Source organism: Thermogemmatispora onikobensis, from assembly GCF_001748285.1.
GTDB classification, from domain to species: domain Bacteria; phylum Chloroflexota; class Ktedonobacteria; order Ktedonobacterales; family Ktedonobacteraceae; genus Thermogemmatispora; species Thermogemmatispora onikobensis.
In genome coordinates, this window is record NZ_BDGT01000021.1 from 44306 (window position 1) to 65607 (window position 21302).

The window sequence follows — 21302 nt, forward strand, 5'->3', positions numbered from 1 at the left end:
AAAGGGTGTTGACTAATTGAGCCACCCGCGTTATAATAATGTCTCAAGCCGTTGTGTGAGCCACATTCCTCAGAAATAGTAGAACACCTGAGAGGCAAAGTTGCAACGCCGCCGGGCAATCGAGAAAAGGCTCAGGCTCTTTTGTGAGGGGACCGTAAGGCCTCTCACCAGAGGCGGGCGAGCAGGAGAATAGACAAGCCCCTTGAGCAGCTATCAAAACTCTCACGTTTCAGCAGTGTTAAGAAAGCAATAAAAGATCTGTGAAATTGTGCCTGGCCACAGGAGCCATCTCTCGGTAGAATGGCTGACACAGAGACCAGGAAAGGCCAGTAACTCTGACTGATCTGAAATCACTAGAAGTGGAGTAGTCAAGAAAGAGAGACATCCACATGATCGACTGGTACCATCTCGTACTCTTCTTGCATATTCTGGGCACCCTCGGCTTCTTCATGGGGATAGCCGTGCAGTTGATTGGCATGCTGAGAGCACGCCAGGCCCAGAGCGTAGAGGCTGTCCGTCTCTGGAGCAGCATGCTCCGGCCCCTAGGGAGATTTATGCCGCTGGCGTCCTTGCTCATCTTTTTCGCTGGCCTGGCCTTGTTGTTGGGGTCCTGGGGCTGGAGCCACGCCTGGCTCGATGTCTCGCTGGTTCTCTTTCTGCTCGCTGGCCTGGCGACCGCTCACATCAATAGCACTCATGGGCACCGCCTCGGCGCTCTGCTGGCAGGCTCCGGAGCAGGACCGGTTAGCCCAGAGCTGCGCCAGATCCTGACGCATCCGCTACCCTGGACTACGACGATCACAAACTCGATCCTGGCCATCGGCATCCTCTTCCTGATGGTCATAAAGCCAGGTTGGCTCGGCTCGCTCCTGACAGTTGCCGCGGCCTTCGTCATCGGCGCGATCATCTCGGGTCTGGTGATCCGCCAGGGGAGAAACGACCCAGCCATGACTCCCCAGGATCAGGGACCGCTTCCGGCTTCACAGACCGCCAACCAGCGCTGAGGTAGGAGATCTGCCAGCCAGCCCTTTGGTTGTCTACGTAACCACGCTCATAGGGCAGATCTTGCTCAGGAGGCTGCCGCCACGCTGACACCAGCCAGCAGGCTCAGGCAGCTCTGGCCAGGTTCTCTCGCTCCCAAAAAAAGGGTGTTGACTAATTGAGCCACCCGCGTTATAATAATGTCGCAAGCCGTTGTGAGAGGCACATTCCTCGATAGCTCAACGGTAGAGCAACCGGCTGTTAACCGGTGGGTTGCAGGTTCGAATCCTGCTCGAGGAGCCTTGTAAGAAGAGAGCCACAGAAGCGCTGACTTCTGTGGCTCTTCTTTTTGCAGGCGATGGCCTGCGTGTTTTTTTGGGGACCATCGCCTCCCTTCCTCCCTCCCGAAGCGAGCTGCTTACCCCTCTGCAGGCTCAGCGAGGTGCTGAGCCTCGCCGCGCTCGACCGAGCCTGTGGCCCGGCTGTCTTCTTCAGCCTCGGTCGACGGGCTAACGGTCTCGGCGAAAATCGGGCGCAGCTCGCTGATAGTCGGTGGGCGACCTCCTGCTCCCCCGCGCCGCTGCAGGCAGAGCCGATAGCTGACACGGTCGGGCCGATAGTAGCGCTCCTGGATGTAAATAGGGGCATTCCCTCCTGTGCAAGAGAGGCGGCGGATCAGTAATAGTGCGGCTCCCACTGGCACCTCTAGCAGGTGGGCCTGCTCGGGCGTCGCATTGGCTGCCGTGATCTCAAAGGTACCTGCCTCAATAGGGATGCCGTAGCGCGACTCTAGCAGGTGATAGATCGTCTCGCGGTCTAGCTCCTCCTCGGGCAAGAGCACGCCGAAGCGCATCGGCAGCCAGGTCACATCGAAAGCCATAGGCCGGCCATTGGCCAGGCGCAGACGATCGAGGCGCATCACCTCCTCGCCCTCGCGCAGGCCCAAGGCGCTGGCCACCGCCCGGCTGGCCGCCTCGCGCTGGAAGGCCAGAACACGCGAGGATGGCTCAAGGCCAGCTAGCTCCATGTCCTCGACAAAATCGGTCAGACGGACAAGGCTCTGCTCGACGCGCTGCTCGGCTACATAGGTACCTTTCCCATGACGCCGCACGACCAGGCCCTCGTCTTCCAATTCGTTGAGGGCCTGTCGCACGGTAATGCGGCTGACTCCGTACGTTTGCATCAGCTCCTGCTCGGTCGGTAGGCGATCACCAGGACGATAAACGCCGCGCTCAATCCCGCCACGCAGAATCTGCTTGAGCTGGTGATAAAGCGGCGTCGGCCCCGGCATCAATTGCTGTGGTGTTGGCATACTTCTCCTCAGCCTGGCCCAGTTCGCTTCCGTGGCAATGGTTATGACGATATGCTCACTGCGGAACACTCCCCTCATTATAGGATATCAGAGCACGTGCGACAAGCCATTATGCGGAAGGAGCACTGAGTGGAGCAAGTGCAGCGATGGTACGCTGTAGACGCTTACTCGCCCCCTGCGCAATTTGTACGAGCTGCGGGTTGCCGCTCACCGCCAGCATAGCCTGGGGATCGGCAATCTCGACCCGACTGCCGTCAGCAACAGCACGCACGACGACGTTGCAGGGCAGGAGGAGACCGATCTCCGGCTCGATCTCCAGAGCCTGATGAGCCAGGTGAGGATTGCAGGCCCCCAGAATAACGTAGGGAGACGTCTCCAGCCCGAGCCTGTCGCGCAGCGTGCGCCGCACATCAATTTCAGTCAGGACCCCAAAGCCTTCCGCCTTGAGAGCCTCCTTGACACGCTCAATAGCCTGCTCATAGGGTAGAGACAGCGTCGTGCCAAAACCGTAGGTTGCCATTGGTTTTCTCCCTCCTTCTCTGTTTGCACTGTTCTCGCAGCAGCAATTGCCACATTTGCCGGTCTGCTAAGACCGACCGCTGTCGACACAGCCACCAGATGGGTGTTTTTCTGCTCTCCCATGCACGCCCGCAGGCAGCGGGCCAGCGAACGGAAGCGAGGAGCAGGCAGCAGGCGAGAGGAGAAGGCCCAAGAGCCAGCCGCCTGGCAACGGCGGACCGGGCTGGCTGAGAGCGCTCGGCGCTACTGACGGAAGCCCGGGCGGACGGCCTCGCTCCCCTCTAGTGGCTGCTCCTCCGGGGCCAGCACTGACCCAAGCTGGAGCGTTTGAGCCAGCGCCGTAAAACGCTCCTGGACGCCAGCGCAGACAATGTCACAGAGGGTCAGGACGCTAGGGTCGGCCAGGGCATAGTAAATGCTGGTGCCAACCTTGCGCCGCTTGACGAGCCCCCCCTGCATGAGGGCCGCCAGATGTTTCGAGACATTCGGCTGGCTGGCCCCCGTCAGAGCAACCAGCTCGCCAACACTGCGCTCACCCCCCGTGAGGGCCGCCAGGAGCTTGAGACGCAATGGCTCTCCCAAGAGACGGAAGCGCGCCGCAATAAGCTCAAGCAGCGGATCTGGAACCCCCCCTTCGCTGCTGATCTGCTTCCAGCGCGCTGCGCTCTCGGTCTCCAACGGCTGTCGTTCCTCCCCTTCTTGAACCGGCTGCTGTCTCTCCTTTGTCAAGATGCTCTCCTTTCTCACTGTGAGTACTGGTCAACGGGTGAAAATCCATCGCCAACCACTTGACTTCATGACTATATAGTAATATAATTAGTGAGGAAAGTCAAGGAGAGTGGGGCCGCGAAAGACAGGCCGCCTCTCCTCAAAGTGAGTGAAAGGGAGAGCAAGGCCAATGTTTGAACGATTCCTACGACGCTCCGAAGAAGCGCAGAGCGTGTCGACGATCGATGTCCGCGAAGCCTGGGAGCGCCTGGCTCGCACGGATGGTGAGACGGTTTTGATCGATGTGCGCGAACCGTGGGAATATCGCAGCGGCCACGCGCCGCGCGCTGTCAATATTCCCCTCGGACAACTGGCCGCCCGCGTCAACGAGGTACCGCGCGATCGCGAGGTGCTGTTGATCTGTCTGAGCGGTCACCGCAGCGCCCAGGCAGCCAGGCTGCTTCAACGCCTGGGTCTCTCGCACGTCGTCAACATCAAAGGCGGGATCACGAGCTGGCGCCTGCATGGGCTGCCCGTCGAATAGTGGGTCCACAGATGGGCCTACCAGGGGGCGCCGTGCCAGGTCAGCTACTGCTCCCCCTTCAGAGACGGGGGCATCAGCACACTCCATTTTTTCAACTCCTCTGTGGTTATGTCGACATAACGAGTCAAGATGATATACTAATAGAGGTCAGCCGCTCCCGTGGTTGAAGAACGAGCGAACGAGCGGCCCAGCCTTGGGCGAGCGCCACCCCCCCGAGGCTGGCAGCAGGCGGGTGGCTGTGAGGTGAGAACCATGCAAATCGAACAGTTCTTCATTGAAGGTCTGGGGCATCAATCCTACGTTGTCAGCGACGGGCGCAGCGGCCAGGCGGCGGTGGTTGACCCCCGTCGCGACGTCGACGTCTACCTGGAAGCCGCAGCGCGCTCGCAGGTGCGCATTACCCACATTCTGGAGACGCACATTCACAACGACTACGTCACTGGTGGGCGCGAGCTGGCAGCTCGCACTGGCGCCACCATTGTCGCCAGTGCTGATGCCCACCTGCTGTATCCTCACCAGCCCGTGCGCGACGGCGAGCGCTTCCGCGTGGGCGAGCTGACTTTCCAGGCCCTGGCGACCCCGGGCCACACCCCTGAGCACACGAGCTACCTGGTGTATCAGCCGGAGAGCAGTCAGCCCTATGCGCTCTTCAGTGGTGGCAGCATGCTCGTCGGCAGCGCAGGCCGCACCGACCTGCTCGGTCCCGAGCTGACCCTGACCTTGACGCGCCAGCAATACCACTCGCTGCTGCGTCTCTTGCAGACCTTGCCTGACAGCGTGCTGGTTTACCCGACCCACGGCGCTGGCTCCTTCTGCGTGGCGAGCGCTGTCGGCGCCAGGCGCAGCACTACTATCGGCCAGGAGCGTCTGGCTAATCCTGTGGTCCAGGCGCGCGACGAAGCCGAATTTGTGCGCCGCCAGCTTGCCAGCTACACCGCCTACCCGCACTATTACCGCTACATGCACGATATCAATCAGAAGGGTCCGCGCATCCTGGGCGGGTTGCCGGAGCTGCCGCCGCGCTCGCCACAGGAGGTGCAGCGCTGGCTGCAGCAGGGCCTGCCACTGATCGACGGTCGCTCCCGCACAGAGTTCGCTCGTGAATATATACCTGGCTCCTTGAATATCGAGCTAGATAGCTCCTTCGCCACGTACGTCGGCTGGCTGCTGCCCTTCAATACGCCGCTGTTGCTGCTGATCGAGGATGAGGAGGGTCGACGTGAGGCGGTGGTGCAGCTGATCCGCATTGGTTACGAACAGGCTCAAGGCTACCTGGCTGGCGGCATCGCGGCCTGGAAGGCTGCCGCTCTGCCTACAAGCAGCTTCGAACAGATCGATATTGATACGCTCTACCGACGCTGGAAGAGCCAGCCCTCGCTGACCGTGCTGGATGTGCGCCGCGATGATGAGTGGCAGCAAGGCCATATTCCGGGCGCGCTCCACGTGCACATCGGCGACCTCCCCCAGCATCTGGAGAGCCTGCCGCGCCATACGCCTCTGGCGGTCGTCTGCCACTCCGGCCACCGCGCCTCGATCGCAGCCAGCATGCTGGCGGCCACAGGACGCGAGGTGGTGGCTGTCGATGGGGGTGTGCCCGATTGGCAGGCCCGTGGTCTACCGCTGGAGAGCGAGCCGGCAGAGGAAGCCGCTCTGCCGTCGGCAGAGGATCTGGCGACGCATGCTCATCCGTGAAGCTCAGGCGATCTCGCAGGTCCTGGCGCTGGCAGAGCGGGAGCTGGCCAATTGCCGGCTCCCTCTGCCCTGGGCTTTCCCGGGTATACGGTTGTGCATGCATGGCGCCGCTGGGCGCGGTAGAATGTGGTGGGCTTCTCCCTGATAGGATGAGCCTTTCCTGGACCCCTGGGCCGTCGGCGACGCGCAATAGCGAAAAAAGAATAATGTACAGCGTTATCAATTGAAAGAAGGTGAAACGATGGCTTTGATTGAAGCAAGCGATCAGGAAAAGATTCGCGAGCTTTTCAAAGAGCTGGATGGTGAGGTGACGATTACCTACTTCACGCAGCGCGAGTCGCCGCTGCTCATCCCGGGCCATGAATGCCAGTTCTGCAAAGAGACCCGCGAGCTTCTGGAAGAGGTGGCCAGCCTCTCGGAGAAGATCCATCTTCAGGTGAAGGATTTTTATCGCGATGAGGCCGAGGCCAGGCAGCGCCAGATAGAGCGCATTCCGGCCTTTCTCCTGGAGGGCAAGGCCAGGGGACGCCTGCGCTTCTTCGGTATTCCAGCTGGTTACGAGTTCAGCACGCTGATCGAGGATATCCGCAGGCTGTCGCGCGGCGAAACAGCGCTTAGTCCACAGACGCAGCAACAATTACAGTCGCTGCAGCAAGATCTGCATATTCAGGTGTTTGTCACACCAACCTGCCCTTACTGCCCACGGATGGCGCTGTTGGCCCATGCGCTGGCCATGGCCAGCGAGCGCGTAACGGCGGATGTCGTCGAGATTTCCGAATTCGTCGATCTGGCACAGCGCTACCGCGTCCAGGGAGTGCCTAAGACAGTGATTAACGACCAGCTAGAGATTCTGGGAGCGGTGCCCGAGACGCGGCTGATGCAGCAGATCATGCAGACCTTCGCTCCCGAGGCAGCCCAGTCTTCTCAGGCGTCTCAGTCCCAACGATGAGCTGAGGTCGCCAGGAGCAGAGGCAGAGCAGCAGGTCCGCCGAAAGGGCCAGCCAGAGCGAGGAAGGCGAGAGCGAGCTTTGTCCGATCGCCTGCTCTCGGCTTGACATTGGCTACGCGATCTGCTACACTAAAGACAATCCGAACAAAGGCGCATGCTACGCGCTCTAGAGAGTGACACAGACGTTGAACAGGAGGAGTAGGCGCTCTGGCCCCGACAGAGAGGGAAGATCACCGGCTGCAAGTCTTCCCCGGATGGCAGACGCTGAAGGTCGCCTGGGAGTCTGAGCAAGGGAGCTTGTCGCGGTCCCGGCAGAGCTGAGCAAGGGAGAGAGCAAGCGCAGAGGGGGACGATCGGGATGAGGATACTGAAAGGGACGCGCGAGCTGCTGCGGTGTGCCCGTTAGCGCACAAATGAGGGTCAATCGCCTCCTGCCATCAGGGGAGGAGAGCAGCATCATTGCTCAAGATCGCGGCCTTTACTGGCCGGCAGAGCAACCCGAGTGTAAGCCTGAGCGCAGGGCGCAGAGCGATTGACTGAAGCAAGGTGGTACCACGAGTATGAACCCTTCTCGTCCTTGATGGCGGGAAGGGTTTTCTGTTAGAAGAGTGATCCGCCCAACTCCCCGCCTTGGGATAGTGGGCTCCCTGGTTAGTCCACAGGCAGCCAGGCCCCACCCGCTCTCAGTGCCGCGGTCTGAGCTGACAAAAAGTGGCCTGGCCGCGTCTGACCTGAGTACGCTTTGAGCCATCATCGCTATCATCATCATCGTTGCAGCCGTTCATCATAGCAGCCAGGGCAGTCCAGCCAGGCGGTGAGAGTGGAGTTCACCCACTACCGCAGGAGGGAATATGATTGAGCAGGAGAAGATAAGCACTATCGAAGAGAAAAAGCAGTTGCTTGCGGCCCTACCCAAAGCCTATGAGCCGCAGGCGGTCGAGGGAAAATGGTATCGCTTCTGGGAGGAAGGAGGCTACTTTAAGCCGCGCCCGAATCCACAGCGGCCCCCCTTTGTGATCAGCATGCCGCCCCCGAACGTGACTGGCGTGCTGCATGTGGGGCATGCCCTCACCGCTACCATCGAGGATATTATGATTCGCTACCATCGGATGCGTGGCGATGAAACGCTGTGGGTGCCGGGCGAGGATCACGCTGGCATTGCCACGCAGGCCGTGGTGGAGCGCGAACTGGCTAAGGAGGGAACCGATCGTCATCGTCTGGGTCGCGCCGCCTTCCTCGAACGGGTCTGGCAGTGGGTTGGCCAATATAAGAAGCGCATCCAGAACCAGCACCGCCGCCTCGGCGTCTCCTGCGATTGGTCACGTCAGCGCTTTACCCTGGACGAGGGCCTCTCGCGCGCCGTGCGTGAGGTTTTTGTGCGCCTCTACGAAGAGGGCCTGATCTACCGCGGCGAGCGCATCATTAACTGGTGCCCGCGCTGCATGAGCGCCATCTCTGATCTGGAGGTGGAGCACGAGGATACCCCTGGCAAGCTGACCTACGTGCGCTATCCGCTCAAGCCCGAGGCCGGGAGCAACGCTGAGACAACCGAGTATATCAGTGTGGCCACCACACGCCCGGAGACGATCCTCGGCGATACGGCGGTGGCGGTCAACCCGCGTGACGAGCGCTATCGCGCTTTGGTGGGGCGCACCGCCATTCTGCCGGTCATTGGGCGCGAGATTCCCATCATCGCCGATGAGGCTGTGGAAATGGGCTTCGGCACCGGCGCGGTCAAGGTGACGCCCTTCCACGATCCAACCGATTTCGAGATCGGCCAGCGCCACGGCCTGCCGCGTGTGCAGGTCATCGGCTTCGATGGCAAGATGACCCCCGAGGCCGGTCCCTACGCCGGTTTGGATCGCTTTGAGGCGCGCAAGAAGCTGGTCGAGCAGCTCCAGCAGGAGGGTCTGATCGTCAAGATCGAGGATTACACGGTCCCTCTGGGCCACTGCCAGCGCTGCAATACGGTGATTGAGCCGCTGGTCTCGAAGCAGTGGTTCGTGCACATGAAGCCGCTGGCCACGCCGGCGCTGAACGCGGTCAAGTATGGCCAGATTCGCATCCTGCCTGAGCGCTTTACGAAAATCTACTGTGATTGGCTGGAGAACATCCACGACTGGACGATCTCGCGCCAGCTCTGGTGGGGCCATCGCATTCCAGTCTGGTACTGCGATGACTGCGGCGAGACGATCGCCAGTCGCGAGGATGTGACGCGCTGTCCCCATTGCGAGAGTGAACGCCTGCATCAGGATGAGGATGTGCTCGATACCTGGTTCTCGTCCTGGCTGTGGCCGTTCAGTACGCTCGGCTGGCCCGACGATACGCCGGACCTCCGTCGCTACTATCCAACCTCGGTGATGGAGACGGGCTACGACATCATCTTCTTCTGGGTGGCGCGCATGGTGATGGCCGGCATCCATTTCATGGGGACGATCCCCTTCCGCGTCATCTACCTGCACGGCCTGGTGCGCGACGCCAAGGGCGAGAAGATGAGCAAGTCGAAGAACAACGTCGCCGATCCAATCGAGGTGATGGATCAGTACGGCACCGACGCCCTGCGCTTCACTCTGGCCACCAGCAGTACGCCCGGCAACGATATGAAGCTGGTGCCCGAGCGCATCGTGGGCAACCGCAATTTCGCCAATAAGATCTGGAACGCCTCGCGCTTTGTCTTGACAGCGACCGCCGAGATTGAGGACGGCGTGCCTCCCCTGGAGGCCCTCCGCCCCCGCACCCTGGCCGATCGCTGGATCGTGAGCCGCATCTCGCAGCTGATCAGCGATGTGACACAATTGATTGAGGAGTTCCAGTTTGGCGAAGCCGGTCGCCGTATCCATGAGTTCTTCTGGACCGAATACTGCGACTGGTATCTGGAGATCGCCAAGGTGCAGCTCCAGGGCGACGCCGAGGCCCGCAAGACGACGGCGGCGATTCTGCGCGCGGTGCTCGATACCTCGCTGCGCCTTCTCCACCCCTTCATGCCCTTTGTGACAGAGGAGGTGTGGCAGCATCTCTACCGCTTCAGCGAGCCGGAGCCAGAGCGCTGGCCGGCCCCGGCCCTGATCGTGGCCCCCTGGCCGCAGGCTGTGCCAGCCGCCAAAGACGAGGAGGCCGAGGAGGACTTCGCCCTCTTGCAGGAGCTGATCACGCGCATCCGCGACGCGCGCAATCAGCTCGGCGTGGAGCCGGCCCGCCGCATTCAGGTGCTGCTGGCCGCTGGCCCGAAGCTCGCCCTCCTCAGCGAGCAGGCGCCCTTGATTGAGTTTCTGGCACGCACAGAGACGCCGCGCTTCTATGAGCGTCTGGAGCCAAAGCCACAAGGGGCAATGGGCCTGCTGGCTGGACCGGTGGAGATCTACCTGCCGCTGGCTGGGATGTTCGACGTGGAGAAGGAGCTGGCGCGCCTTGATAAGGAGATCGCCCGTACGGAGCAGGAGATTGCCCGCTTCCAGGCGCGGCTGGCCAACGAGGAGTTCGTCAAGCGGGCCAAGCCCGAGGTGGTGGAGCGCGAGCGTGAGCGCCTCAGCGAGCAAGAGGAGCGACTGGCCAAGCTGCGTGAGCGTCGCGCAGCTCTGAGCAGCTAAACGCTAGCGCTTGCCAGCGGGGCAGAAACCAGGCTGGCTCAGGTCGAGCCATCTGAGCCAGCCTGCTCCGCTCAGCCAGAGAGGGAGAGCAGACAGGTACTCCCATGTTCCTCCTTTTTCGCGCGCACAGGCAAGGAGCGGCCCATCGCAGCAGGCGATGGGCCGCTCCTTTTCCAGACACGCCACCGACAAGGAGAGAAGCTAGCTGTTTTTTCTCTCTTCCAGAAAGGAGAGGCCAATCTAATCCGGTCTTACTTGAGCTGCTGCCAGCTTTGGCCGCCGTCGCTCGTCCTCAGAATATGGGTTTTGGCCGGGGGTGCCAGACACAAAGCCCAGCCGGTAGTGGCCGTCAGGAAATCCAGTTGAATGACGTCGCTGAAGGGGCTGGCGGGTAGCTGCTGGCTCCAGTGTTGTCCCCCATCGTGGGTCACATAGAGGGTTGTGCGGTCGGTCGCATAGCCGACATTGGCCGAGACAAAGGACCAGGCGATGACGGAAGCCGGCAGTGCAACCCCATAGCGCCAGGTTTTGCCACCGTCGTGGGTGATGTAGAAATAGAGGCTCGCCTTACCAGCAGCATAGATATTGACGGGCAAGAGGCCATCACGACCAGAGAAGAAACGCGGCGGCAGGGTAGCGATTTGGGCCTTCTCGCTTCCAGTAGGCAGCGGTAGAGACTGAGGCTGCCAGCTCTGACCCCCATCGTGCGTTACATAGAGCCAGGCCCGCTTGAGGCCCGGCTCACTGCCGGTGGCCCAGCCGGTGGTGGTATTGATAAAGGCCAGCCCGGACTTGCTGCCGCTGTAGGGGAGGGTTGTCAGGCTCTGAGCCGCGCGTGCCTGGGCCGCGGAGACCTGCATGATGCGCTGCCAATGGTTGCCGCCATCGCTGGTGCGCCAGATAGCTACAGCCTCGGCATTGGTGGCAATCCCCAGATTGACCAGCAGCCAGCCGTGGAGGGCATCGATAAAGGTCAGTTGCACAACCCCGATCCCTGGAGCTGGCACATCTGTGCGCTGCCAGCTCTGGCCCCCATCGCTGGTATGGTAGATGGGAGTCGTCGCCCCATCCTGGAAAATCAGAGCTACCCAGGCAGTTTGAGCATCCAGATAGGCAGCGACAATACGCTCGACAGGCTCCTGCGGCGCTGTGCCAGCCTCGGGCTGAGGCGTGACATCCTGCCAGTGCACTCCGCCATTTGTGGTGCGCAGGACAGAGCGCTGGGTTGAGGCCCAGCCATGCCGCTCGTCGCACATCAGCAGCGCCTGCATCTGCTGCGCCGCCGCGCTGAGCGCAGGCGAGGTCGGCGAGGGTGGGGGCCCCCCGGGGGGAAGACAGCCGCTGCCAAGGGCCAGGAGAAAGAGGGTCGCCAGCGCCAGCCACGTTGGAGCAACCTGCCGCTGCCGCCTGACATCGCCATATCCTGCTGCTTCCCTCATAGGACAGACCTTCCTTGTTGCGCTTGCTCGCCAACAGGCGACGGGTCCGTAGCCCATGAACTGAACTGCTTTTGTAAGGTAGTGCTTGCTTTCACGATGAAGAAAAGAAGAGAGATAAGGCAACCTGGATCAGCAATCAGTGCAGTCAGCCCCAGATGAGACCACCACTCCCGGTCGTCAGGACTTGGGGACCATCTTCTGTCAGGGCAATGGTATGCTCGAAATGAGCACTGAGCGAGCCGTCAGCCGTGACAATGGTCCAGTGGTCGGGCAGGATACGGATCTGCTTGCTGCCCATGCCTACCATCGGCTCAACGGCGATGACTAGGCCGGGCCGGAGGGGAAAATCCATCGCCCGATGGTGGAAATTGGGCACCTGCGGCGGCTCCCACATCTCTCGTCCGATGCCATGCCCGATTAATTGCTCAAATACGGTAAAGCCGGCCTGACGAATGGTCTGCTCCATTGCACGCGCGACTTCAGACCAGCGCGACTTCTGCCCCAAGAGCTCAATAGCCAGATGGAGGGCACTCTCAGTTACCTGGAGCAGACGCCTGGCGCCTGCATCGATCTGACCCACTGCATGCGTCACCGCGGCGTCTCCACACCAACCATCAAGGCGACAGCCGATATCGATGCTGACAATGTCTCCCTCCTGGAGACGGCGTTTGCCTGGAATACCGTGGACGATTTGCTCATTGAGGGAGATACAGGTGGTTGCCGGATAGGGAACCGGCCCGGGAGCCCCCTTGAAGAGCGGGGCCGCTCCTTGCTCAGCCAGAAATGCCTCGACAGCCTCGTCGATCTCAGCAGTGCTCACCCCCGGCTTGACCAGCGAGGCCGCTACCTGATGGGCCCGCCAGACGATCTCTCCCGCCGCTCGCATAGCCTCAATCTCAGCGCGCGACTTCAGGCGATAGGTCACTCCCTTGCTGCTCATGGCTCGTGCTCACTCTCAGCTCAGTCCGGTTCAGCCTCGATCAGTTGCCAGCCAGGCAGACAGCGATCTTGCCTGACAAAGCAACCGATGGCCTGTCTGCTCAGACCGCATTTGGCTCTTACTCCGCCCTCGCCACCGCTTCCCAGCATTTTCTTGTCCGCCTCAGCCCTGGCCCTGGATCAACAGAACAGGCCCGTTCCTGACCTCAATGGGCCGCACTCACTCCTCTGTAGGTAAAGATGTGATGAAAGGAGAAATTGTAGATCAGAACCAGGAAAATCGCGATGGCCTGCGACAGGAGCGCTGGCACATGCGCCAGGTTGGTCAGGCTCAGCTCAATACAGAAATTCAACAGGCTGCCAACAGCAGCCGTGAGGTGAAAGCGCAGGCAGCGCTGCCACCACGAGCGCTGATGGCCTGGAAGATGGCGGAAGGTAAAGTAATCGTTGGCCATGAAATTGGCAATAATTGAGATTTCAGCGGCAGTGACGTTAGCAATGGCATTGTGCAGCGTACTATTAACCGGTATAGCCATGCGATAGAACATAATATAGAAAACGATCATATTGACGACAGCAGCTGCACCACCAATGAAAAGGTAAGTGAAGAGCCGCTGAAACCAGCCAGCCTTGCCGCCAGTGAGGTCATCAACGAGGGAGAGGAAGCGATTCACCAGAGCCAGCGAGGTTGGCTGATAGCTCGGCAAGCCGGGAGCCGAGCCTTGAGAAGAGCCGGCCCCGGTCCCACTGGCCGCGACTGCCGGCTGTGGCTGCGTGCTGTGTTCAACCAGAGCAATCAAATCCAGTAGGTCGTCCTGACGATCTTGCGTGATAGTATTCTTCATGCGTTCTCCGTGCCTACAATGGCCAATCAAAATTGTTACATTGGCACAAGCGAGTGAGAGATCGACAAAGTAACAGCCCCGTTTCCATCCAGGGATGTTAGTACCAGGCTGGTCCTGGTCACCCCGGCTTTCATTCAGGGTAGCCAGTCAGCTAGTCAGTCAGCTAATCAGCCAGCCAGCAAGCCAGCCAGACAGACAGACAGAGTGGGCTGGCCCGACTCGCTGGCCTGGGCTTAGCCGTTGAGGTTCTCTTTTTCAGCATAGGTGCCGCTTCTAATGATGAGCAGCAATCTGGCACCTTCCGCAGGATTACGGTAGACAGGGGTGGAGAGAATACGCTTAACTACTGGCAGACTGGGGCCGCTTGCTCTGGCTCTTACTCGATCCATCCACGGCGAGCGGTCCCAGTGAGCTGAATGGAAGGAACGCTTATGTCGCGTTGGTTCTACAGTCTCTTGCTCTTCGCGGTTCTGGCAGTGGCCCTGGAGTGGCTGCACGTGGAGATTCCTCCACTGCTACGCTTTGGATGCGCCGCGTTGGGCATTCTCCCGCTGGCGGCACTGATCGGGCGGGCTGTCGAGGCCGTGGCTGAGCATACGGGCGAGCGCATTGGGGGTTTACTGTTCGCGACCTTTGGGAATGTGACCGAGCTGATTATTGGCCTCTTTGCGCTGAGTGAAGGGCTGGTCGATGTGGTGCGCGCCTCGATCATCGGCTCTATTCTGGGCAATATTCTGCTGGTCCTCGGCGTAGCCACGATGGTGGGCTGCCTTAAGCATGGGCGGCTGCGCTTTGAGACGCGCCCGGCCAGCCAGTACGCTTCACTGCTCGCGCTCTGTATCGCCGGCCTGCTGTTGCCAGCGGTTGCCGAGCTGCTGGCTTCGCGCGCCGGTCAGAGCCATATTGTTGAGCGCGGCATCCAGCTCTCCGACTTTATTGCCGTCCTGCTGCTCCTCGGCTACCTGGCCTCGATCCTCTTCAGCGTCTTTCGCTTTCGCGACCATCCTGCGGAGGGAGTGGAGGAGAGCGGAGAGAGCTTTGAGCCAGTGCTTGGGGCGCGCTCTGAGGCAGCTCTCCTGCGCCTCCTCAGCTATCGCCAGCATCTGGCCCATAGCAATCTGCCGAACAAGAGCGGCGTACTGCGCGAGCTGGACCGCACCCTTCAGGCGATGGTCTCCGCGGAGCGGGCAGAAGCGACTCCTGCGGCTGCCGCTGGATCACCGTCTCCAACACCGGCAACCGGAACCGGGGACGCGCCCAGTGAACAGAGGGAGGCCACGCGCGGGACAGCCAGGCAGCAGTCGGCCCCTCCTTCAGAGGCCGCCGGCGAGAAAAAGCCTAATCTCTGGCTGGCATTGCTCTTGTTGGCCGCCGCCACTGCCGGGGTGGCTATCGTCTCGGACATCCTGGTTGCCTCGATCGAGCCATTCACAGAGCTGCTTGGCTGGAATCCAGCCTTCGTCGGCCTGGTCTTCCTCCCTCTGATTGGTGGGCTGCCGGAGTATTTCAACACCATCAATATGGCACTGGATAAGCGGATGGGCATGGTGCTGGCCGCCTCCGCTGGCTCGTCCATCCAGATCGCGCTCCTGGTGGCGCCGATTTTGGTGCTGGGCAGCCTGCTGGCCCCTCAGCGTCTGGACCTGGTCTTTAGCATCGTGGAGATTGCAGTTTTGGCTCTGGGAGCTTTCTTGTTCAGCGAGATTACACACGATGGTGAGCTGGTCTGGCTGGAAGGACTGCTCTTGATCTTGCTCTACGCTATCATGGGCGGCACCGTCTTTCTCTTCGGCGCCTGAAGCCCACTCGGCAGCTGGGGGCAATCAGACAGCTTTCACCGGTCAGCCAGGAAAGGCAAGGAGGCGAGGAGCAACGGCGCTCCTCCTCGCTGCCCGGTGCCAGCCCTTCCTCTGCAGAATGACGATGCACCCAGGTTGGGCCGGTGAGCGACGGCGGCACTGCCTGCGCGCAGTCTATGTGTTGAGTTTAGTAGGGAATAGGAAGGGCCTGGAGGCCCTCCTGACCAGGACGTACCAGCGGCGACACCAGGACTTCAATGGCAAAGGGTTTTTCGTAGAGCGGACGTCGGTGCTCGTCGGTAAAGACGATGTGCAGACGCTCACGACGTCCTCCACGCCCCTTCAGCGGCGGCGGCATGGGTATAGTCACTTCGGCCATGTAGCCGCTGGCCGGCACCGTGATGGCCGCCCGCTGGACGACGAAAGCGTAGCGCTGGTAGATGGCTGAACGGACCTCGATATACACGCGCTCTCCATGTGTGAGGGCGCTTAAGCCCACCGGTCGGCTGCCAGCTCGCGAGCCGGGTGGAGGCAGGGCGCGGTCCCTCCCCATCAGTCGTACTCGTATGGCGAAGCGCTGGCCAGGCTGCAGGCGCAGGGGCGTTTCGATAATGGCAGCGGCAGCGGTACCACGCTGCTGCTCGCCAATGATGAAGCGCTGAATCTGACGCAGCAGCGAGCGCTCCTGCAGGCCCTCTGTGGGGCTGGCCTTCACGAGGGCGGTGCTGCTCGACTTGCCAGAAGGCAGGAGTTTCCCCTGCAGAGCCGGCAAGAGGCCCGTAATGCGCTTCTGCAGCTGCTGCGTCATACGCCGGGCCAGCTCGCCAATTTCCTCTAACTCGGAGCGACGACGGGCCAGGATATAGGTAGGCAGGGCGGCGACGTCTTCCTGCGGAGCCGGCTCCTCTGGCCGGACCTGCTCCCTGGTCGCCGCAGACGCCGCCTGTCCATCCCTTCCCTCAGCTTCACTAGCGGCAGCAGTCACACCCACCGCAGGCCCTTGCTGCCCCTGGCCACCACCAGCAATTGGGCCTGTGCGACTGGCTGATCGCCCAGTGCGCTTTCTACCGCGCTCGCCAGCTCCATCCTGTCTCTCGTGGCCGGCAGCCTGCTCTCCAGCAAGAGAAGCAGTCGTAGCCGGACGCGGATAGCGCGCTATTTGTGTGCTGATGTACGGATTGGCCAGGGACTCGGCCAGGGAGGCCGCACTCTGGAAGCGCTCGGAGCGCTCAAAGGAGAGGGCCCGCATGACTACGGCCTCAATTTCCGGCTTCACGCGCGGATTCAGTTCACGCGGCGAGCGCAAGTGAGGCGCCGGAGCAGAGGGCGGCGTTCCAGTCAGCAACAGATAGAGCAAGGCCCCCAGGCTGTAGACATCGGAGCGGGCTTCGACCTTACCTTGCTGGACCTCGGGAGCTGTGAAAGGGCCTGGCTTGAAGGGACGCATAGCCCCAGTCAAGACCGGCAGCAGGGTACGGATATAGAGCGGGAGCCAGCAGAGCAGAAGGGCCGGATGACCGCGGTAATCCAGGCTGCCCATGACCAGGGCCTGGGGGTCCAGCTCTCCAATCACAATCTGATGGCCGTGGAGGCGATCCACTGTCTCGCACAGCTCTTGAATCCATTGGACAGCCACCTGTTCATCAGGCAGCCCGATCCCGCTCTGCAGAACGCTCTCCAGCGTGTAGAGGCGCCCACTCTCATCAGCGCTGGTCTGCTTTCCCTCAGCCTGAGCCTGAACGGTGGCCCCGTTGCGACCGGCCTCCTGCGCCTCACTCTGAGCGAAGGGATTGCCGGCAATGACGTAGATATGGCCCTGATCGTATTCTTGACGCAGAATAGGCGTCAGATGAGGGATGGCATGACGACGCAGCAGGTCGTACTCGCGCCTGACAAGCTGCGCCGCGCGCTGGCGGGCCTCGGCATCCAGCGTATTGATATCGACATCGCTGATGATCACCGTCTGCTGCGTACTGGCATCGGTAGCCAAGAATAGGCTGATGTAGGGACGGCGGCGCACCAGCGAGGTAATACGATAGCGTTGGCGAAACTCGGCCTCGGCCTCCGCTGGGCGGGGTGAGGCAGCTCCCTCGATGCGCCTCCCGCAGGCGCCACAGAAAGCCGCGTAGGGCGGCACAACAGCGTTACACTGGGGACAGCGCTGCGTTTCGGGAGAATCCCGCCTGCTGGTCGTCTGTGTCATGCTCATGGACAGGTGCCTTGCCGTGTGTTATTGCGCAGATTCTTTCTTGCGAGAGAAATGACCACCAAAAGATTATAGCATAGCGAATGGGCGGTGCGTAGCTGAATTGGCCCCATCTCCATCAGAATTCATTGGAGAGTACAGAACGCACTCATCCGCTGCTTCTCCACCCCCTTCTGGTTTTAGGATAGCCCGGTGTGGAACACCCCGGCCCGCTCCTGGCCTGGCCAGCCTGAGCCAGAACCAGGAAGGTTTCTGCCCTTGTCACCTCGTCAGGCTTTTGTTAGAATCTGACGGGAAACAGCGAGGAGTTGCTCACGTCGCACATACGCGCGCACGCAAGAAACGAGACAAGAACAGGGCAGATAGATCCACCGCTTCAACGCCGGTCTACCCTGCTACAATGGGAGGGAGGGGAGTATGCAGGGCGATAGAGAGGACACTGGCTCGTATTCAGACGAACCTGCCCTTGACCTGATTGATGCCTTCGCGTCGAGCATCGTGCTGTCTCCGCTTTGCCCCTCTCTCCTGCGTTCTGGCCGGCCTGCTGGCAGACCTGGTCAGCGAGGACAAGGCTTGCCCGACTGACGGTGCTCTCAGTGCCCGCTCGATGGAGGACATTTTTTTTATGGATTTAGCCAGCCTGATCTTTTGGATCATCGCCGTTGTGCTGGTTGCTGCGGCGCTGGTCGTCGTGGGCCAGCGAAATATCGTGCATAGCGCGCTGGCGCTGGTGGTGGTCTTTGCAATGGCTTCTGGCATCTTCCTCCTGCTCAATGCCGAGTTCATTGCAATTGTGCAGATCCTCATCTACGCCGGCGCGGTGACGATCTTGATCCTGTTCGCGCTGATGCTGACCCGCATCGCCGGGCAGCGGGTGACCAATCCCAACGCTCGCCCTCTGGCGATGGCCGTGGCGCTGGTGGTCTCCACCCTCGTCGGCCTGGGGATCATCTTCGCAGCAACAGTTAGTCAGTTCGCTCAGTCAGCTCCCGCCGCCCCGTTGCTTCAGGGAACGGTCTGCTCGCTCCCCTCAAATAATGTGATCGCGATCGGCCAGCTCCTCTATAGCCCCTCTTGCTATAGCTATGTGCTGCCGTTCGAAATCGCAACGGTGGTGCTGCTGGTGGCCATCGTGGGCGCGATCGTGATTAGCCGCGAGGAGGAGTAAGTTGCTATGATGGGCCTGACTCTGACACATTTTGTGGTGCTTGGCGCGGTCCTTTTCTGCATCGGCCTCTACGGCGCGCTCACTAAGCGCAACGCGGTCGCTATTCTGATGAGCATTGAGATTATGCTCAATGCGGTCAATATCACGCTGATCGCCTTCTCTTTCTTTAACCACGTCAAGCCCTATGCGAATCTGTTGACAGGACAGATCTTCGCCATCTTCATCATTACTGTCGCTGCGGCGGAGGCGGCGCTCGCACTGGCGATGATTATCGCCATCTATCGCAAGCGCCAGACGGTGGATGTTGGCGAAATCGATATGCTGAAGTGGTGATTTGCTATGTACGGTCTGTATGAGTACGCCTGGCTCATTCTGGCCGCTCCGCTGGCGTCGTTCGCGGTGATCGTCTTTGGGACGCGCATGGCCGATCTGTGGAGCCGCCATCATGGGCAGACGGCGCAGGACTACGCGGCCTACCTGCGCGAGGCGGACCCGGCTTTCGCTGCCTGGGAGACGGCGCGCGGCTCCGGCGGTTCCAGCAGCCACGGTGAGCAGCAGCAACACGCCGCTCAGTCGGCAGGGCATGGGCATGCCGGAGAGGCGGCGCACGCAGGACATGGGGAGGAGGCCGGACACCACGGCGACCCCTACGATGATGATCCGACGGTGCCCTATTTGACTCCCTGGGCGAAGTTGAGTGGCTATGTGGGTATCCTTTTGATGCTCTTCGCCTGCCTCTATTCCTGGTTGCTACTCTTCGCTTCGCTCGGCCTGCTCCCCGGTACTCCTCGCCTGCCCGAGGGCGGGATCACGCTCTTCTCCTATACCTGGGGCAGCGATGCCGCTTTCCAACCCTATACGATCGCTTTCCATCTGGATAATCTGGCCCTGGCGATGACGGTGGTGGTGACAACCGTCTCGCTGCTGGTGCAGTTCTATTCACAGGGCTATATGGCGCAATCCGCCGGCTACGCCCGCTTCTTCGCTTACCTGTCCCTCTTCGCTTTCTCGATGCTGACCATCGTCTTCGCGGCGAATTTCCTGGTGATTTTCGTCGGTTGGGAGCTGGTCGGCCTGAGTTCTTACTTGCTGATCGGTTTCTGGATTAATAAGCGGGCTAAGCCCGCTGAGGAGCGCCCCGCTCCCGCCAGCGCTGCACTGCAAGCCTTCGTCATGAACCGCATCGGTGATGTGGGCTTTATTCTCGGCATTATGATCCTGTTCGCGACGACGGGCACTTTCGATTTCGCGACGCTGGCCGGTAACGGTCCCCACGGGGTGGCCCAGGCTTTCGCCGGTAATCAGGCCCTGCTGACCCTGGCGATGATCCTGGTCTTCTGCGGCGCCATCGGGAAATCGGCTCAGGTACCGCTACATACCTGGCTGCCGTCGGCTATGGAAGGTCCGACACCTGTGAGCGCCTTGATCCATGCGGCGACGATGGTGGCCGCCGGTGTCTATATGGTGGCGCGCACGTTCGCGCTCTTCTCCGCTGCGGGCCCGCAGGCTTTCGGGGTGGTGGCCTGGATCGGCGGGATTACGGCGATCTTCGCGGCGACCATCGGCCTGACGCAGACGGACTTTAAGCGAGTGCTGGCTTTCTCGACGATCAGCCAGCTCGGCTATATGTTCGTGGGCCTCGGGGTGGCCGGCACGGAGATCGGTCCGGGCGCCGGTATGTTCCATCTGTTTACGCACGCTTTCTTTAAGGCTCTGCTCTTCCTGGGCGCCGGTAGCGTGCTGCATGCGCTCCATCACGCCATGCATCGCGAGGTCCAGGATATGCGCTTGATGGGCGGCCTGGCCCGCTTTATGCCGATCACCGCCGCTACCTGGCTGATCGCTGGTCTGTCGATCTCCGGCTTCCCCTTCTTGTCCGGTTTCTATAGCAAGGAGACGCTGATTTCGCTGGCCTTCGAGCACGGCGAGTATGGGCTGTGGGCGATTACGCTGGTGACTGCCGGGCTGACGGCCTTCTATATGTTCCGCGCTTTCTTCCTGGCCTTTGGCGGTAAGGGCGGCTCGCTCGGTGGAATCTGGGGCGGCCCCTATCGGGGTGAGGGAACGCCGCATGAGTCGCCAGTGACGATGACGCTGCCGCTGGTGATTCTGGCCATCTTCTCGATTTTCGCCGGTTACTGGGTAGGCTTCTTCCAGTATCTGGACCCGCATGCGCCGCTGCTGGATCTGGGCAAGATCTTTAGCGATGGCCTGACCTGGCTGGGCGTGGCTCTTTCGCTGTTGGGTATCGCCTGGGCCTATGTGCTCTATTGCGCGGTCGGTTGGGAGCGCGTGCATAAGGTGGTGGAGGCGAATGCGGTTCTGCGTTTCTTGCATCGCTTGCTGCTGCACCGCTATTATGTGGATACGCTCTATGACTGGATCGTGCGCTATGTGGTGCTGGGCCTCTGCCATGTGGCGGCGGCCTTCGATCGCTTTGTGGTGGATGGCGTTGTGAATGGGGTGGCCAGCCTGGTTATGGAGCTGGGGAGCGGGCTGCGGCGCGCGGAGACCGGCAAGGTGCAGGCGTATATGACGGTCTTCTTCGGTGGGATCGCGGTTTTTGCCGTGGTTGTCTTTGTGCTGGCTACGCTCAGATAGAGGGGAGGGAGCG

General features: G+C 61.0%; 17 protein-coding genes and 1 tRNA gene. 11 read left to right on the forward strand and 7 right to left on the reverse strand.

Features of this window, described 5'->3' with window-relative positions; all coding sequences use genetic code 11:
• Positions 1–389 precede the first annotated feature (389 nt).
• Entirely contained in the window at positions 390–1004 is a 615-nt protein-coding gene (locus tag BGC09_RS11025) for a DUF2269 family protein (protein WP_069804057.1), read from the forward strand.
• Positions 1005–1209: 205 nt separating this feature from the next.
• Positions 1210–1281: transfer RNA gene (locus tag BGC09_RS11030), tRNA-Asn, on the forward strand.
• Positions 1282–1399: 118 nt separating this feature from the next.
• Here BGC09_RS11030 and BGC09_RS11035 read toward each other — a convergent pair.
• From BGC09_RS11035 to BGC09_RS11045, 3 genes are all read right to left on the reverse strand, one after another.
• Complete coding sequence (locus BGC09_RS11035) at positions 1400–2293, reverse strand: GntR family transcriptional regulator (protein WP_069804058.1); 894 nt, start codon at positions 2291–2293, stop codon at positions 1400–1402.
• A gap of 109 nt (positions 2294–2402) precedes the next feature.
• Positions 2403–2813, reverse strand: coding sequence for a DUF302 domain-containing protein (locus BGC09_RS11040; RefSeq protein ID WP_069804059.1), 411 nt, complete (start codon positions 2811–2813; stop codon positions 2403–2405).
• 242 nt (positions 2814–3055) lie between these two features.
• The gene (locus BGC09_RS11045) at positions 3056–3541 is read right to left on the reverse strand and encodes an ArsR/SmtB family transcription factor (protein WP_218104020.1); all 486 of its coding nucleotides are present in this window, start codon (positions 3539–3541) and stop codon (positions 3056–3058) included.
• Between the two features lie 169 nt (positions 3542–3710).
• On the opposite strand from BGC09_RS11045, the gene BGC09_RS11050 reads away from it, so the two are divergent.
• From BGC09_RS11050 to BGC09_RS11065, 5 genes are all read left to right on the forward strand, one after another.
• A complete protein-coding gene (locus tag BGC09_RS11050; RefSeq protein WP_084658423.1) occupies positions 3711–4064 on the forward strand; it encodes a rhodanese-like domain-containing protein in 354 nt (117 codons plus the stop codon).
• A gap of 252 nt (positions 4065–4316) precedes the next feature.
• Complete coding sequence (locus BGC09_RS11055; RefSeq protein WP_069804060.1) at positions 4317–5756, forward strand: MBL fold metallo-hydrolase; 1440 nt, start codon at positions 4317–4319, stop codon at positions 5754–5756.
• Positions 5743–5901, forward strand: coding sequence for a hypothetical protein (locus BGC09_RS22870; protein ID WP_176728903.1), 159 nt, complete (start codon positions 5743–5745; stop codon positions 5899–5901). The genes BGC09_RS11055 and BGC09_RS22870 overlap by 14 nt, the downstream gene beginning before the upstream one ends.
• A 96-nt stretch (positions 5902–5997) precedes the next feature.
• Complete coding sequence (gene pdo / locus BGC09_RS11060) at positions 5998–6705, forward strand: protein disulfide oxidoreductase (protein ID WP_069804061.1); 708 nt, start codon at positions 5998–6000, stop codon at positions 6703–6705.
• A gap of 851 nt (positions 6706–7556) precedes the next feature.
• Positions 7557–10292, forward strand: a complete 2736-nt coding sequence (locus BGC09_RS11065; RefSeq protein ID WP_069804062.1) for a valine--tRNA ligase — start codon at positions 7557–7559, stop codon at positions 10290–10292.
• A 251-nt stretch (positions 10293–10543) separates the two neighbouring features.
• On the opposite strand, the gene BGC09_RS11070 is transcribed toward BGC09_RS11065, so the two are convergent.
• The 3 genes from BGC09_RS11070 to BGC09_RS11080 form a co-directional block, all read right to left on the reverse strand.
• A complete protein-coding gene (locus BGC09_RS11070) occupies positions 10544–11731 on the reverse strand; it encodes a WD40/YVTN/BNR-like repeat-containing protein (RefSeq protein WP_069804063.1) in 1188 nt (395 codons plus the stop codon).
• Between the two features lie 145 nt (positions 11732–11876).
• The gene (gene map, locus BGC09_RS11075; RefSeq protein ID WP_069804064.1) at positions 11877–12671 is read right to left on the reverse strand and encodes a type I methionyl aminopeptidase; all 795 of its coding nucleotides are present in this window, start codon (positions 12669–12671) and stop codon (positions 11877–11879) included.
• Positions 12672–12876: 205 nt separating this feature from the next.
• Positions 12877–13515: a GtrA family protein gene (locus tag BGC09_RS11080; RefSeq protein WP_069804065.1), complete on the reverse strand. Its 639-nt coding sequence runs from the start codon at positions 13513–13515 to the stop codon at positions 12877–12879.
• A gap of 431 nt (positions 13516–13946) precedes the next feature.
• On the opposite strand from BGC09_RS11080, the gene BGC09_RS11085 reads away from it, so the two are divergent.
• Entirely contained in the window at positions 13947–15314 is a 1368-nt protein-coding gene (locus BGC09_RS11085) for a calcium:cation antiporter (RefSeq protein WP_069804066.1), read from the forward strand.
• Positions 15315–15501: 187 nt separating this feature from the next.
• Here BGC09_RS11085 and BGC09_RS11090 read toward each other — a convergent pair whose 3' ends face one another.
• Entirely contained in the window at positions 15502–17523 is a 2022-nt protein-coding gene (locus BGC09_RS11090; protein WP_069804067.1) for an inactive serine/threonine-protein kinase VRK3, read from the reverse strand.
• Between the two features lie 622 nt (positions 17524–18145).
• Here BGC09_RS11090 and BGC09_RS11095 point away from each other — a divergent pair.
• Genes BGC09_RS11095 through nuoL form a run of 3 tightly spaced genes read left to right on the forward strand, consistent with a single transcriptional unit; the run spans position 18146 to position 21289 of the window.
• Positions 18146–18688, forward strand: coding sequence for an NADH-quinone oxidoreductase subunit J family protein (locus BGC09_RS11095; RefSeq protein ID WP_176728904.1), 543 nt, complete (start codon positions 18146–18148; stop codon positions 18686–18688).
• Positions 18689–18697: 9 nt separating this feature from the next.
• Positions 18698–19021 carry an NADH-quinone oxidoreductase subunit NuoK gene (gene nuoK / locus BGC09_RS11100; RefSeq protein ID WP_069804088.1) on the forward strand — a complete coding sequence of 108 codons (324 nt, stop codon included), beginning with the start codon at positions 18698–18700 and terminating at the stop codon, positions 19019–19021.
• Between the two features lie 6 nt (positions 19022–19027).
• A complete protein-coding gene (gene nuoL / locus BGC09_RS11105; RefSeq protein ID WP_069804068.1) occupies positions 19028–21289 on the forward strand; it encodes an NADH-quinone oxidoreductase subunit L in 2262 nt (753 codons plus the stop codon).
• The last annotated feature ends 13 nt before the right edge of the window (positions 21290–21302 follow it).

Coding starts and splice junctions, on each gene's coding strand:
- pdo (WP_069804061.1), top strand. CDS start 5,998: ATGGCTTTGATTGAAGCAAGCGATCAGGAAAAGATTCGCGAGCTTTTC.
- map (WP_069804064.1), bottom strand. CDS start 12,671: ATGAGCAGCAAGGGAGTGACCTATCGCCTGAAGTCGCGCGCTGAGATT.
- BGC09_RS11025 (WP_069804057.1), top strand. CDS start 390: ATGATCGACTGGTACCATCTCGTACTCTTCTTGCATATTCTGGGCACC.
- BGC09_RS11080 (WP_069804065.1), bottom strand. CDS start 13,515: ATGAAGAATACTATCACGCAAGATCGTCAGGACGACCTACTGGATTTG.
- BGC09_RS11095 (WP_176728904.1), top strand. CDS start 18,146: ATGGATTTAGCCAGCCTGATCTTTTGGATCATCGCCGTTGTGCTGGTT.
- BGC09_RS22870 (WP_176728903.1), top strand. CDS start 5,743: ATGCTCATCCGTGAAGCTCAGGCGATCTCGCAGGTCCTGGCGCTGGCA.
- nuoK (WP_069804088.1), top strand. CDS start 18,698: ATGGGCCTGACTCTGACACATTTTGTGGTGCTTGGCGCGGTCCTTTTC.
- BGC09_RS11035 (WP_069804058.1), bottom strand. CDS start 2,293: ATGCCAACACCACAGCAATTGATGCCGGGGCCGACGCCGCTTTATCAC.
- BGC09_RS11085 (WP_069804066.1), top strand. CDS start 13,947: ATGTCGCGTTGGTTCTACAGTCTCTTGCTCTTCGCGGTTCTGGCAGTG.
- nuoL (WP_069804068.1), top strand. CDS start 19,028: ATGTACGGTCTGTATGAGTACGCCTGGCTCATTCTGGCCGCTCCGCTG.
- BGC09_RS11090 (WP_069804067.1), bottom strand. CDS start 17,523: ATGAGCATGACACAGACGACCAGCAGGCGGGATTCTCCCGAAACGCAG.
- BGC09_RS11070 (WP_069804063.1), bottom strand. CDS start 11,731: ATGAGGGAAGCAGCAGGATATGGCGATGTCAGGCGGCAGCGGCAGGTT.
- BGC09_RS11065 (WP_069804062.1), top strand. CDS start 7,557: ATGATTGAGCAGGAGAAGATAAGCACTATCGAAGAGAAAAAGCAGTTG.
- BGC09_RS11055 (WP_069804060.1), top strand. CDS start 4,317: ATGCAAATCGAACAGTTCTTCATTGAAGGTCTGGGGCATCAATCCTAC.
- BGC09_RS11040 (WP_069804059.1), bottom strand. CDS start 2,813: ATGGCAACCTACGGTTTTGGCACGACGCTGTCTCTACCCTATGAGCAG.
- BGC09_RS11050 (WP_084658423.1), top strand. CDS start 3,711: ATGTTTGAACGATTCCTACGACGCTCCGAAGAAGCGCAGAGCGTGTCG.